Genomic DNA, 13,274 nt, shown 5'->3' with positions numbered 1-13,274 from the left:
AGTGTCAACTTATGTTGACACTCGACGATGTGCGGCCCCGGTTCTCCCGGGCCGGCCGCAGGCCCCACGCGGTGGTGATCGGCAGCGGCTTCGGCGGTCTCGCCGCGGCGGTGCGGCTCGGCGCCCGGGGCTATCGCGTCACGGTGCTGGAGCGCCTCGACCAGCCCGGCGGGCGGGCGCGCGTGCACCGGCAGGACGGGTTCACCTTCGATGCCGGCCCGACCATCGTCACCGCGCCGTTCCTGTTCGACGAACTCTGGGAGCTGTGCGGCCGGCGGCGCGCCGAGGATGTCGCGCTCGTGCCGATGCGGCCCTTCTACCGCATCCGCTTCCACGACGGCGCCACCCTCGACGTGAGCGACGACGAGGCGGCGATGCGGGCGCAGGTGGCCCGCATCGCCCCCGACGAGGTGGAGGCCTATGCCCGCTTCATGGCGGCCTCGGCGGAGATCTGCCGCGTCGGCTTCGAAGAGCTCGGGCACGTGCCGTTCGGCGCCGCGTCCGACATGCTGCGGATCGCCCCCGACCTCCTGCGCCTGGGCGGCCATCGCAGCGTCTACGGGCTGGTGTCGCGCTTCTTCCGCGACGAGCGGCTGCGCACCGCATTCAGCTTCCATCCCCTGCTGATCGGCGGCTCGCCGTTCCGGGCGAGCGCGATCTACTGCCTGATCGCCGCCCTGGAGCGGCGCTGGGGCGTGCATTTCGCCATGGGCGGCACCGGCGCGCTGGTGCGCGGGCTCGTGGGCCTGATCGAGGGGCAGGGCGGGCGCCTGCGCCTCGGGGCGGAGGTGTCGCGCATCACGGTCGCGAACGGCACCGCCCGCGGGGTGGTCCTGGCGGACGGCGAATCGATCCCGGCCGACATCGTGGTCTCGAACGCGGATTCCGCCTGGACGGCGCTCCACCTCCTGCCACCGGAGGCGAAGCCGCCCTGGGGCGACTGGCGGATGCGCCGGGCGCACTCCTCGATGGGCCTGTTCGTCTGGTACTTCGGCACGCGCCGGACCTATGCGGACGTGGCGCACCACACGATCCTGCTCGGGCCGCGCTACCGCGACCTCCTGGCCGACATCTTCGGGCGCAAGGTGCTGGCGGAGGATTTCAGTCTCTACCTGCACCGCCCCACCGCCACCGACCCGAGCCTCGCGCCGCCGGGCTGCGACGCCTTCTACGTGCTCAGCCCGGTGCCCAACCTCGACGGCGGGCAGGATTGGGCGGCGCTGGCCGAGCCCTACCGGCGCCGGATCGCCGCGGCGCTCGACGCGACGCTGCTGCCGGGTCTGTCCGACGCCGTCGTGACCTCACGGGTGACGACGCCGGCCGATTTCCGCGACGACTTCCTCGCCTATCGCGGCTCGGGCTTCGGCCTCGAACCGATCCTCACCCAGAGCGCATATTTCCGGCCGCACAATCGGAGCCCGGTGCGCCACCTCTACCTCGTCGGGGCCGGCACCCATCCGGGGGCCGGGCTGCCCGGCGTCCTTTCCTCCTCGAAGATCCTCGATCGGGTGGTGCCGGATGCTGCGCTCTTCGCCTGACTTGCCGCTCGCCGACGCCGCCGACCACGCCGCCTGCCGGGCAGCGATCCGGACCGGCTCGCGCAGCTTCTACGCCGCCTCCTGGCTGCTGCCTCGGACCGTGCGGCGCGACGCCTACGCCCTCTACGCCTTCTGCCGCCTCTCGGACGATGCGGTGGACACCGGAGCCCGGCGGGCGGATGCGGTGCCGGTGCTGCGCGAGCGGCTCTCCCGCGCCTATGCGGGCCGGCCCTGGGACAGCCCGGCCGACCGGGCGCTGGCCGAGGTGGTGGCCCGCACCGCCATGCCCCAGGCCCTGCCTGCGGCCCTCCTCGACGGCCTCGCCTGGGACGCCGCGGGCCGCCGCTACGCCGATCTGCCGGCGCTCTGCGCCTACGCGGCCCGCGTCGCGGGCTCGGTGGGCGCGATGATGACCGTCGTGATGGGGGAGCGCTCGCCCGTCGCCCTCGCCCGGGCCTGCGACCTCGGCATCGCCATGCAGCTCACCAACATCGCCCGGGATGTCGGCGAGGATGCGCGGGCCGGGCGCCTCTACCTGCCCGAGAGCTGGATGCGCGAGGCCGGCCTCGACCCCGACGCCTTCCTGGCCCATCCCCACCCGAGCCCGGCCCTCGCCGCCGTGGTGACGCGGCTCCTGCGCGCGGCGGACCTGCTCTACCTGCGCTCGGAGCCCGGCATCGCCCTGCTGCCGGCCGGCTGCCGCCCCGCCGTGCGGGCGGCGCGGCTGATCTACGCCGAGATCGGCCGGTCGCTGGAGCGCCAGGGCCTCGATCCGGTGTCGCAGCGCGCCCGGGTGACGGGCCCCCGCAAGGCCGCGCTCCTCGCCCGCGCCGGGCTGCCTCTCGCGGCCGGCGGCGTGCCCTGGCCGCCGCTGCCCGAGGCTGCCTTCCTGGTCGAGGCCGTCGCCGCGCTGCCCCAGGCCGCAGCGCCGACCCTGCCCTGGTGGGACCTCGCCACGCGCGCGGAGCGGTTCCTCGACCTCATCGAGATCCTGCGCGAGCGTGAGAGCGTCCGCGATCCGGCGCCCTCATGAGCGACGCCGTCTTCGCGTTCCTGAAGATCGCCCTCGTCTTCGGCATCGTGCTGGGGCTCGGCTTCTGGCAGCTCTGGGTGCTGCGCCGCGACCGCAGGCGCGGCGAGGCGGCGGCCCGAGCCGAGGGCCGGGCGTCCCGCGAGACCCCTTCCGGCCGGACGCCCTCCGCGGAGTGATGCGACCGGCCCTGCTTCCGGTGCGGTTCGGGGGCAAGGACCGGCCGCGACGACGCGCGGCCGGGACGGCCATTGAGCGGCCCTTGCGGTCGGTCTAATCCCTCTCGATGGCGGTCGTCGCAGCCTACGTGGTCAATGCGATCCTGAACCTCGCCCTCGGCCTGCTCGTCGCGCAGATCCTGGGACCCGAGGGGTTCGGGGCCTTCGCGCTCGGCATCGCCGGAGCGACGGTGCTCACCACCCTGTCGTTCGAGTGGCTGCGCCTGTCGGCGACGCGGCACTATTCGGCGCGGGTGCGCGAAGCCAAGCCGTCGATTCGGGCGACCCTGGACCGCGCCTACGGGGCGATCGGGCTGGGGCTCGGCGCCACGGCGCTGCTGTGCGTCGCGAGCTGGCCGCTCCTCGGCGACTCCGCCCTGATGGCCGGCGCCGCGGCCCTCGCGGCAATCGGGATCGGGGTCTTCGACTACCAGACCGCGCTCGCCCGGGCGCTGTTCGTCGGCCGCCTCTACCTGCTGCTCGTGCTGGCGAAATGCGGCTTCGCCGTCGTGTTCATGGCCGGCGCGGCCTGGGCGACCGGGAGCGCCGCCGCGGTGGTGGCCGCGGCCGGGATCGGCCAATTCCTGGCCGCCCTGCTCCTGAGTGGTGCGCTCGCCGATGCCCCGCACCGCCCCGCGCCACGCCGCGGACGGGCGCACCTGCGACGCTTCCTGGCCTACGGCCTGCCGCTCATCGCCGCCATCGTCGTGTTCCAGCTCATGCCCTTCGCCAACCGCGGCGCGGTGGCGCTGACCGCGGGCCTCTCGCAGGCCGGCTACTTCGCGCTCGCGGCCGATATCGGCGTGCGGGTGTTCATGACGCTCGGCACCGCCCTCGACGTCATGCTGTTCCAGCTCGCCGTCCGGGCCGAGGAGGCGGAGGGGCGCGCCGCCGGCGAGGCCCAGGTCGCGCGCAACCTCGCCCTCGTGGCGGCGATCCTCCTGCCCACCGCGGCCGGGTTCTGGACCGTGTCGCCCGCCCTGGAAGCCGTCGCGATCCCGCCGGCCTATCGCGGTCACTTCACGGCCTATCTGGCGCCGCTCCTGCCCGGCTTCCTCGCGACCGCGCTCCTGCTGTTCGGACTCAACCCGGTGTTTCAGATCCGCCGCCGCACGCGGCCCGTCATCGTGGCCGCGCTCATCGGGCTTGCGGCCAATGCACTGGCGATCGCGGGGCTGACCGGGCCGTTCGGGGCCTTCGGCATCGCGGCGGCGCAATCGCTCGGGGCCGTCGCGGCGCTGGCCTACCTCGGCTGGCGCGCCTTGCGCGGGCCGGAGCGCCTGCGCCTGCCGCTCGCCGATCTCGTCGGCGCGGTCCTGGCGACCGGCCTGATGACCGCCGCGCTCCTGCCGCTGCGCGGGCTCCCGCCCTGGCTGTCGCTCGCCGCGAGCGTGCCGCTCGGCGCGGCGCTCTATGCCGGGCTGGCGTGGCGCTTCGACATCGCGGGTCTGCGCGGCGTCGTGGCGGGTCTGCGGCCGCGACACCCCGCGGCGATCGGGTGATGGCGCCCTCCGAAGCGCCCCGACCGCCGCGGCCGGTCACGGCCGCCTACCTGGAGCGGGCGGCTCTGCACTATCTCGAACGCTACGGCGCCTCGACCGAGATGCTGCGCCGGGTGCTGCAGCGGCGCGTGGCGGCGCGCTGCCGCCTGCGCGAGGAGGATCCGGCGGATTACGCCGAGATGATCGAGGCGGTGGTCGCCAGGGCGGTCGGCGCCGGCCTCATCGACGACACCGTGTTCGCCACCGCCAAGGTCCGCTCGCTGCGCCGCCGGGGCGGCTCGGCCCGGGCGATCCAGGCCAAGCTCGCCGCCAAGGGCGTGGAGCGCGAAGTCGTCGCGGCGGCGCTCGCCGCCGAGGAAGCCGAGCGCGATCCGGGCGCGGAGGAGAACGGGGAGGAGGACGCGGCCCGCGCCTATGCCCGCCGCCGCCGGCTCGGCCCCTTCCGCCGGCCGGATGCCCGGGCCGCGGCGCGCGAGCGCGACATCGGCGCGATGGCGCGGGCCGGCTTCGCCCTGGCGCTTGCCCGCCGGGTGATCGACGCCGAGCCCGACGGGTAGAGCGGGAGTCGACGGCAGCGCGATCGGATCCTGCTCCCGTTACCCGCGCGTGGTGAGCAGCACGCCGCAGGCGATCGCCGCGACGGCGAGCGCGGTCGGCAGGCTCGGGATCTCCCCCAGCACCGGGATCGCGAGCAGCGTCGCGATCACCGGGACGAGAGCCGTGAAGGCCGGGGTGCGCCGCCCGATCAGCGCGAGCGAGCGGTTGAAGGCGATGAGCGCGACGACGCTCGCGAGCACGCCCTGGTAGACGAGCTGCAGGACCAGCTCGGCGGCGGGCGCCTCGGCGAGCTTCGAGAGGCCGAGGGCGAAGTAGGGCGGCAGGTAGAGCACGAAGGAGGCGCAGCAGATCAGCGCCGTCGCCTCGATCGGGCGCAGGGTCGAGCGGCGCATCCGCACCGTCCCGATCGCCCAGAGCGTCGCGGCGCTGAGGAACATCGCGTAGCCGAACAGTTCCTCGGCGTTCTGGAAGGCGCCCGCGAGCGTGACGGCGCCCGCCAGGATCAGCACGAGGCCGGCGAGCGCCACCCGCCCCGGCCGGTCCCGCAGGAACACCATGCCGAACAGGGCCGCCAGGAGCGGCATCGTGCCCGGGGTGAGGGCCGCCCCGTGGCCCGCCTGGACGAAGCGCAGCCCGGTCGAGATCAGGAGGGCGAAGGGCGCGCCCTGGCCGACGATCAGCCAGACGGCATCGATGCGCTGGGCAGGCGTGAGATGCCCCAGGCGCAGCAGCACCGGGGCCAGCACGATCCCGCCGATCCCGAAGCGCAGGGCCACGAGGTCGGCGGGGCCGAGCACGCCGCCGGCCCCGACCGCCCGCCGCGTGACCACGAACCAGCCGCCCCAGATCGTGACCGCGAGCAGCGCCCAGGCGACGCCCGCGACAAGGCGGCTGCGCTCGGCGGCCTCGCTCACGGTTGGGGGCGGGAAGGGCTTCACGGCGCGGCGCCGATCGCGGCGGGAGCCGGGTCGTCCGCGAGCTGCAGGCGCTGGAGCCGGGCATAGGTGCCGCCCTGCGCGATCAGCTCGGCGTGCCGGCCCGTCTCCACCACCCGTCCGGCCTCCATCACGACGATCCGGTCCGCCTCCCGCACCGTCGAGAGGCGATGGGCGATGACGAGCGTGGTGCGCCCGCGCATCAGCCGGGTGAGGGCCGCCTGCACCAGCCGCTCGGATTCCGCATCGAGCGCCGAGGTCGCCTCGTCGAGGAGCAGGATCGGCGCGTCGCGCAGGAAGGCCCGCGCGAGCGCGATGCGCTGGCGCTCGCCCCCCGAGAGGCGTCCGCCGCCCGGGCCGACCCGGAAGGCGTAGCCCTCCGGCCGGGCGGCGATGAAGTCGTGCGCCGCCGCGGCCCGCGCCGCCGCCTCGATCTCGGGCTGCGTCGCGCCCTCGCGGCCGAAGGCGATGTTCTGCGCGATGGTGTCGTCGAACAGGACGACGTCCTGCGACACCACCGCCACCGCCCGGCGCAGCGAGGCGAGGGTGACGTCGCGCACGTCCTGCCCGTCGATGAGCAGGCGGCCCGCACCGACGTCGTAGAGGCGGGGCACGAGGGAGAGCAGGGTCGACTTGCCCGAGCCGGAGCGTCCCACCAGCGCCGTGGTGGCGCCCCCCGGCACCACGAGGTCGATGCCCTCCAGCGCCGGCTGGTCGTCGCGGTAGCGGAAGCAGACGCCCTCCAGGCGGATCTCGCCGCCCGCGACGGCTAGAGGGCGGGCGCCTTGCGCCTCGCGGATCCGCGGCGCCTCGTCCATCAGCGCGAAGGTGCGGGCGAGCGCCGCCATCGCCTCCTGCAGGATGGCGTTGAGGTTGCCGAGCGCCCGGGCGGGCTGGGCGGCGAGCAGCAGCGCCGCCACATAGCCGGTGAAGTCGCCGACCGTCTTCTCGCCTGACAGGATGCGCTGGCCGATCAGCAGCAGGACGCCCGCCACCGCGAGCCCGCCGCCGATCTCCAGCAGCGGATCGAGCCGCCCGCGGGCATTGGCCGCCTTCATCTTGAGCCGGCGGACCTCGTCGAGGGCGGCGGCGGTGCGGGCCTTGAGGTAGCCTTCGAGGCCGTAGGTCTTGGCGACGCGCGCGCCCGCGAGGCTCTCGCTGATGAGGCTCGCGGTCGCCCCGACCTGCTCCTGCGTCGAGGTCGAGACCCGGCGCAGCTTGCGGCCGATGCGGGCGATGGGCTGGGCCACCAGCGGCACCACGACGGCCGCCCCGAGGGTGAGCCAGGGATCCATCCACAGCATCGCGCAGGCGAGGGCGAGCAGCATCGCCACGTCGCGCAGCAGGACCGTCGAGATGCGGGTGAGCGCCTCCTTGATGAAGGCGAAATCGGTGGTGAAGCGCTGGGTCAGGCTCGCCGGGCTCTCGCGGCCGAGCTGCGCGAGGTCGGCCTCGATCATGTGGCCGTAGAGCGCGGCCTGCATGTCGGCCTCGACGCGGGTGACCACCCGGTTGGTGAGCACCGTCTGGGCGAACAGCGCGAAGCCGCGCAGGGCCGTGACCGCGACGACCAGCACCGGCGCGTAGGCCAGCGCCGCCGCATCCTTGGCGTCGAAGGCATCGAAGGCGGTCTTGATCAGGGCCGGATAGAACCCGGTCGCCCCGCCCACCACCACGATCAGCACCAGCACCACGGCGAGCGTCGCCGCGTGCGGCCGCAGCCAGTCGCGCCAGAGCCGGAGGAGAAGGGGGAGCGTGTCGCCCCGGATGAGCGCGCGCCGCGCCATGCTGGCCTGACCGAGGTTGCTGCGGGCCACGGCGCTAGCACGGAGGCCGCGGGCCGACAACGCGGGGGGCGAGCACGGCGGCCATGCAGCGCGGGCGCGCTGCCTCAGGTCAGACCAGGGCGGCGCGGGCGCGCCGTCTCAGTGCCAGCCCTGCCCGAAGCGGCCGGTGGAGTGCATCAGCGTGTGCCCGCAATCCAGGCAGAGATAGCGCGTCTCGACGCCGCCACCGAAGGCCTCGATCACCGGGGTCGAGGCCACCACCATCAGGCGGGCGTGGGGCAGCGCCTCGGCGCGCGAGCGCATCTGCCCCTGGCAGGCACGGCAGGCCGCGTCGTCGGCGCTCATCATGAACCGGTGCGGCGCCGGCCTCGACCGAAGCTGGGGGGCGCGCTGCGACATGCACCTGCCTTGGGGAAGCGGACCCGGAATGGGATCGGCCATCGATGTGACCCGAGGCCGGCGCGAGCGTCAACCCCGCCCGGCCGCACCGGTTCTGGGCCTGCCCGCGACCGCGAGGATGCGGCCGCCGGGCCGCCGCGGAGCGACCCGGCCGGCGCCCACGCGGCAGCCATCCGGTGCCGGGATTCCGGGCAGGTCCGGCCAACCTTTCGGCACGCCTTCCATAGCGTAAACTGCCATGCTGCGACCCGGGCGGGCCGGGTCTTCGCAAGCTCACATTCGGCCGGCCGCGCACCTCTCCCGCGGAGGACATCCGGCATGCCGGTCCTGATCGAGGCGAAGCCCGCACCGCTGGTCGTCGATCTGGCCCGCACGGCGCTGGTCCTCATCGACATGCAGCGGGACTTCCTGGAGCCGGGCGGATTCGGGGAGAGCCTCGGCAACGACGTCTCGCTGCTCGCCGCCGCCGTCGAGCCCTGCCGGGCGGTGCTGGCGGCCGCCCGCGCGGCCGGGATGCTGGTGATCCACACCCGGGAGGGCCACGAACCCGACCTCTCGGACGCGCCGCCCGCCAAGCTGGAGCGGGGCGCGCCCACCGCTCGGATCGGCGAGGCGGGTCCGATGGGGCGCATCCTGATCCGCGGCGAGCCGGGCCACGCCATCGTGCCGGCCCTGGCGCCCCTGCCCGGCGAGATCGTCATCGACAAGCCCGGCAAGGGGGCGTTCTACGCCACCCCGCTCGGCGCCGTGCTGGAGGCGCACGGGATCACCACGCTGCTCGTCGGCGGCGTGACCACCGAGGTCTGCGTGCACACCACCGTGCGCGAGGCCAACGACCGCGGCTATCGCTGCGTGGTGCTGGCCGACGCCTGCGCCTCCTACGTCCCGCACTTCCACGAGACCGGCCTCGCCATGATCGCGGCGCAGGGCGGCATCTTCGGCTGGGTCGCCGCGACGGATGCCGCCGTCGCGGCGATCCGCTCGGCCTGACCGCGCAGAGGAGGATCGGATGGCCCACACGACGACCCCTGCGGCCCCCCCCCGGCTTCCGGCCGGCACTGTGGGTGCCGGGAGACTGGAACGCCCTGTTCGGCTTCGGCACCAACATCCTGGTCAACCTCTTGGTGCTCACCGGGCTGCTGCGGTTCGTGCTCGGCATGCCGGACGCGATCACCTTCGGGCGGATCCTGCCGGCGGTCGGCCTGATGCTCTTCCTGTCCACCGCCTATTACGCGTGGCTGGCCTACCGGCTCGCCGCCCGCACCGGGCGCCGGGACGTCTGCGCGCTGCCCTCCGGGATCAGCGTGCCGCACATGTTCATCGTCGTCTTCGTCATCATGCTGCCGATCAAGCTGCAGACCGGGGACCCGGTGAAGGGCTGGGAGGCGGGTCTCGCCTGGGTGTTCATCCAGAGCTTCATCCTGATGGCGGGCGGGTTCGTCGCGCCGCTGATCCGGCGCATCACCCCGCGGGCGGCGCTGCTCGGCACCCTGGCGGGGGTCTCGGTCACCTTCATCGCCATGCGGCCGGCCCTCGAGATGATCATGACGCCGGTGATCGGCGTCGTCGCCTTCGCGATCATCCTGATGGCGTGGTTCGGGGGCCTGCGCTATCCGGGCCGCATGCCCGCCGGGCTCGTCGCCATCCTGTTCGGCATGGTGGTGGCCTGGACGGCCGCGCTCCTCGGCCTCGACACCGGGGGCGTGAGCGGGTCGGGCTTCCTGGCGGCGATCGGCGGGATCGGCTTCTCGGTGCCGCTGCCGGCCGTGGACCACGTGTTCGGCGGCTTCGCGTTCCTGGGCATCATCCTGGTGACGGCGATCCCGTTCGGGATCTACGACCTCGTCGAGGCGATGGACAACGTCGAGAGCGCGGAGGTCGCGGGCGATCCCTATCCGACCACCCGCGTGCTCACCGCCGACGGCGCCGTCAGCCTGATCGGCTGCCTGATGGGCAACCCCTTCATCAACGCGGTCTACATCGGCCATCCGGGCTGGAAGTCGATGGGCGGGCGCATCGGCTATTCCTTCGTCACCGGCATCGTCGTGCTGGTGCTGGCCTGGCTCAACCTGATCTCGCTGCTGTCGAGCCTGGTGCCGGTGGTCGCGATCGCCCCGATCCTGCTCTACATCGGCATGCTGATCGGCGCGCAGGCGTTCCAGGAGACCCCGCACGCCCACGCGCCCGCCATCGTGCTCGCCTTCGCGCCGCACCTCGCCGCCTGGGGCAAGACCCTGATCGACGGCGCGCTCGGGGCCGCCGGCACCAGCGCGGCGGCCGTCGGCCTCGCCAAGCTCGGCCAGGCCGGCGTGCTCTATGCCGGGCTGGAGGTGCTGGGGGAGGGGGCGATCCTCGGAGGCCTGATCCTCGGGGCAGTGGCGGTCTTCATCATCGAGCGCGACTTCCGGCGCGCGGCCGGCTTCGCCCTCGCGGGCGGCGTGCTCACCTTCTTCGGCTTCATGCACGGCCCGGCGGTCGGCTTCGCGGTCAAGCCCGGCCTGGCCGTGGCCTACCTGATGATGGCAGTGCTCCTCTACGCGGCGTCCCGCACGGGCGAGGTCGCCCGGCCGGTGCCGCAGGCGGTGCCGGCGGAATGAGCGCGGCGTCCGCTGCCTGACGCGGACGGCCGCGTGACGAGACCGGCCTTGTAACAATGTTGCGCCGCCGGTTCGAGCCGGTATGGTGCGCCCCGGTCGGACGGGGAAGCACGATGCGCGGAACGAGGATTGCGGCGGTGCTGCTGGCGCTGGTCTGGGCCGCCGCGGCCAGGGCCGAGCCGCTGAAGGTGGTGGCGAGCTTCTCGATCCTCGGCGATCTCGTGCGGCAGGTCGGGGGCGAGCGGGTGTCCGTCGCGGTGCTGGTCGGCCCGAACGGCGACGCGCACAGCTTCGTGCCCTCGCCCGGCGACGCCCGCACGCTGGCGGGCGCACGGCTGGTGGTGGTGAACGGGCTCGGCTTCGAGGGCTGGATCGACCGCCTCGTGAAGGCGTCGGGCACGAAGGCCCCGGTGGTGGTGGCCTCCTCCGGGGTCACGCCGATCGAGGAGGCGCAGGAGGGGCACGCTCATGCGGGCCACGACGCGCACGCGCCCGATCCGCACGCATGGCAGAACGTCGCCAACGCCAAGCGCTACGTCGCCAGCATCCGCGACGGCCTGATCGGCGTCGACCCGGAGGGGCGGGCGACCTACGAGGCCCGGGCGAGCGCCTACCTGGCCGATCTCGACGCCCTCGATGCGGAGGTCAGGCGCACCGTCGCGGCGATCCCGGAGGCGCGGCGCCGGGTCATCACCACGCACGACGCCTTCGGGTACTTCGCCCGCGCCTACGGCCTGCGCTTCATCGCGCCCCAGGGCGTGTCGAGCCAGAGCGAGGCCACGGCCCGCGACGTCGCCCGCATCATCCGGCAGGTGAAGCGCGACCGGATCCCGGCGGTTTTCCTGGAGAACGTCGCCGACCCGCGGCTGATGCTGCAGATCGCGCGCGAGAGCGGCGCCAAGGCCGGCGGGCGGATCTTCTCGGATGCCCTCTCGGAGCCCGGTGGACCCGCGCCGACCTACATCGAGATGATGCGCAACAACCTGCGGGAGTTCTCGGCGGCGCTCGCCGGGTAGGGCTCCGGTTCAATACAGCCGGGTGCGGTAGCTCTCCTCGATGAAGCGCTCGCTCTCGCGCACGTCCGAGCCCGCGATCTGATCGGCCAGGATCCGCCCGAGCGAGGGAAAGGACGCGCGCTCCACCCGCCTGTCCGGGTCCCACAGCCGCGAGCGCATCAGCGCCTTGCCGCAGTGGAAATACACCTCCTCGGCCGTCACGATCAGGCCGGCCACCGGCGGCCTGCCCTGCACCGACAGGGGCGCGAGCAGGTCCGCATCCGTGGTGAAGCGGGCGCGGCCGTTCACCCGAAGGCTCTCGTCGATGCCCGGCACGAGGAAGAGCAGGCCGACCTGCGGGTTCTCCGTGATGTTCAGCATCGTGTCGGCGCGGCGGTTGCCGAGCCGGTCCGGGATCAGCAGCGTGGCATCGTCGAGCACGGCGACGAAACCGGGCGCGTCCCCCCGCGGGGTGGCGTCGCCGCGCCCCGCCGCGTCCGAGGAGGCGATCACCAGGAAGGGCGAGAGGGCGATGAAGGCGCGGGCATGCCCGTCGAGCCGCACGAGCTGCTTGGCGAGCGCCCGGTCGGAGGGCTCGCCGTAATGCGCGCGGACCGTCTCCGGCGTGGTCTCGGCCGTCATTGCTGCCCCTGCTCCTGCCGGCCTCAGCTGCTCGGATCGAGCGTGAGGAGGACGCTGCGGAATTTCTCGGGCTTCGCGCCGTCGCAGGCCTCGCCGTCGTCGCTGAGCACCCGTACCTTGCTGCCGTCGGGCGCGACGAGCAGGCCCTCGGGCTGGAAGTCGGGGATCGCCGCGAACGCCTCGGCCGCGCCGGGGACGCGCACCGGCGCGGCGGACGCCTCGCCGGACCAGCGGTAGAGGTCGGCGGATTCACCCCCGCCGCCCGAGCCGCCCGCGACGATGAAGTAGGCCTTGGCGCCCGGCGCATAGGCGATGTCGCGGATGCCGCGGCCCTTGAGGTCGAGGGCGATCGGCTTGGCCAGACGCGGCGCGGCGCCCGAGGCGAGCACCTCGGCCGGGTTCTCGAACCGCACCACCATCGCGTCGTTGTCGGCGGTGATCGGATTGCGCAGGCCGATGAGCAGCGCCTTTCCGTCCGCTGTCGCCGCCAGCCCCTCGATGTTGAAGCCGCGACGCTTGGGCGAGAGGTCCTTCTTGGTCTGCGTGTCGAGGGCGATGCGCGCCGCGAGCCGCGGGTCGAGATCCGACAGGGCCTTGGCGAGCCCACGGAAGGTCTTGCCCTTCGGCTTCACCGCGAGGGCGTCGGGGGACGATCCGGCGACCGTGAAGGCCGCGACGACGCCACGCCCCTCGCGCAGCTCGCCGTCCTCGTTGCGGCTGTGAGACCCGATCAGCACGATCTCGTCGCCGAGCCACGCCGCCCCTTCGAGATCCGCCTTCGGGGTCCTGCCCTTGGCGGTGCCGCTCCCGAGCACGGCGTCGAGATCGGCGTCCTTCAGGGTCAGGAAGGCGCCGCTCTCCTCGGACTTGTAGAGCCGGAGCACATTGTCGTCGTCGTTGACGACGAGGAAGCGGTCTCCGAAGCTGCCGGCCGGGTAAGGCACGGCGGCCGAGGCTTCGCAGATGCCCCAATGGACCAGCACCGGCCCGGCCTTGGTCTGCGACCATGCGGCCGCACCCGGCAGGCAGAGCGCGAGCGCGGAGACGAGCGTCCTCAGGCGTATCATCGATGT

The 13,274-nt window shown here is 73.8% G+C and carries 13 protein-coding genes; 8 read left to right on the top strand and 5 right to left on the bottom strand.

Going from position 1 to position 13,274, the window contains the following annotated elements; all coding sequences use genetic code 11:
- Positions 1-11: 11 nt before the first annotated feature.
- From MFF61_RS05190 to MFF61_RS05170, 5 genes are all read left to right on the top strand, one after another.
- Entirely contained in the window at positions 12-1,538 is a 1,527-nt protein-coding gene (locus MFF61_RS05190) for a phytoene desaturase (protein WP_238233994.1), read from the top strand.
- Positions 1,519-2,571 (top strand): phytoene/squalene synthase family protein, encoded by a 1,053-nt coding sequence (locus MFF61_RS05185; RefSeq protein WP_238233993.1) that lies wholly within the window; start codon positions 1,519-1,521, stop codon positions 2,569-2,571. The genes MFF61_RS05190 and MFF61_RS05185 overlap by 20 nt, the downstream gene beginning before the upstream one ends.
- Positions 2,568-2,747, top strand: a complete 180-nt coding sequence (locus MFF61_RS05180; RefSeq protein ID WP_238233992.1) for a hypothetical protein — start codon at positions 2,568-2,570, stop codon at positions 2,745-2,747. The genes MFF61_RS05185 and MFF61_RS05180 overlap by 4 nt, the downstream gene beginning before the upstream one ends.
- A 107-nt stretch (positions 2,748-2,854) precedes the next feature.
- Positions 2,855-4,288, top strand: coding sequence for an oligosaccharide flippase family protein (locus MFF61_RS05175; RefSeq protein ID WP_238233991.1), 1,434 nt, complete (start codon positions 2,855-2,857; stop codon positions 4,286-4,288).
- Positions 4,288-4,845, top strand: a complete 558-nt coding sequence (locus tag MFF61_RS05170) for a RecX family transcriptional regulator (protein ID WP_238233990.1) — start codon at positions 4,288-4,290, stop codon at positions 4,843-4,845. The genes MFF61_RS05175 and MFF61_RS05170 overlap by 1 nt, the downstream gene beginning before the upstream one ends.
- Before the next feature lie 39 nt (positions 4,846-4,884).
- On the opposite strand, the gene MFF61_RS05165 is transcribed toward MFF61_RS05170, so the two are convergent.
- From MFF61_RS05165 to MFF61_RS05155, 3 genes are all read right to left on the bottom strand, one after another.
- Positions 4,885-5,784, bottom strand: a complete 900-nt coding sequence (locus MFF61_RS05165; RefSeq protein WP_238233989.1) for a DMT family transporter — start codon at positions 5,782-5,784, stop codon at positions 4,885-4,887.
- Entirely contained in the window at positions 5,781-7,568 is a 1,788-nt protein-coding gene (locus MFF61_RS05160) for an ABC transporter ATP-binding protein (RefSeq protein WP_238234049.1), read from the bottom strand. The genes MFF61_RS05165 and MFF61_RS05160 overlap by 4 nt, the downstream gene beginning before the upstream one ends.
- Positions 7,569-7,706: 138 nt before the next feature.
- Positions 7,707-7,916 (bottom strand): hypothetical protein, encoded by a 210-nt coding sequence (locus MFF61_RS05155; RefSeq protein WP_238233988.1) that lies wholly within the window; start codon positions 7,914-7,916, stop codon positions 7,707-7,709.
- Between the two features lie 369 nt (positions 7,917-8,285).
- Between MFF61_RS05155 and MFF61_RS05150 the strand changes: the two genes are divergently transcribed.
- From MFF61_RS05150 to MFF61_RS05140, 3 genes are all read left to right on the top strand, one after another.
- Positions 8,286-8,957, top strand: a complete 672-nt coding sequence (locus tag MFF61_RS05150) for a cysteine hydrolase family protein (protein ID WP_238233987.1) — start codon at positions 8,286-8,288, stop codon at positions 8,955-8,957.
- A gap of 74 nt (positions 8,958-9,031) precedes the next feature.
- Entirely contained in the window at positions 9,032-10,564 is a 1,533-nt protein-coding gene (locus tag MFF61_RS05145; protein ID WP_373324579.1) for a regulator, read from the top strand.
- Between the two features lie 113 nt (positions 10,565-10,677).
- Complete coding sequence (locus MFF61_RS05140; RefSeq protein WP_238233986.1) at positions 10,678-11,580, top strand: metal ABC transporter substrate-binding protein; 903 nt, start codon at positions 10,678-10,680, stop codon at positions 11,578-11,580.
- A 9-nt stretch (positions 11,581-11,589) separates the two neighbouring features.
- Here MFF61_RS05140 and MFF61_RS05135 read toward each other — a convergent pair whose 3' ends face one another.
- The gene (locus tag MFF61_RS05135) at positions 11,590-12,201 is read right to left on the bottom strand and encodes a pyridoxamine 5'-phosphate oxidase family protein (RefSeq protein ID WP_238233985.1); all 612 of its coding nucleotides are present in this window, start codon (positions 12,199-12,201) and stop codon (positions 11,590-11,592) included.
- 23 nt (positions 12,202-12,224) lie between these two features.
- Positions 12,225-13,268, bottom strand: a complete 1,044-nt coding sequence (locus MFF61_RS05130) for a DUF3616 domain-containing protein (RefSeq protein WP_238233984.1) — start codon at positions 13,266-13,268, stop codon at positions 12,225-12,227.
- Positions 13,269-13,274 lie beyond the last annotated feature (6 nt).

The sequence above is a fragment of the Methylobacterium isbiliense genome (assembly GCF_022179325.1).
In the GTDB taxonomy this organism is placed as follows: domain Bacteria; phylum Pseudomonadota; class Alphaproteobacteria; order Rhizobiales; family Beijerinckiaceae; genus Methylobacterium; species Methylobacterium isbiliense.
The sequence above is the reverse complement of the archived record's forward strand: the minus strand, read 5'-3'. Positions and strand labels throughout refer to the sequence as shown.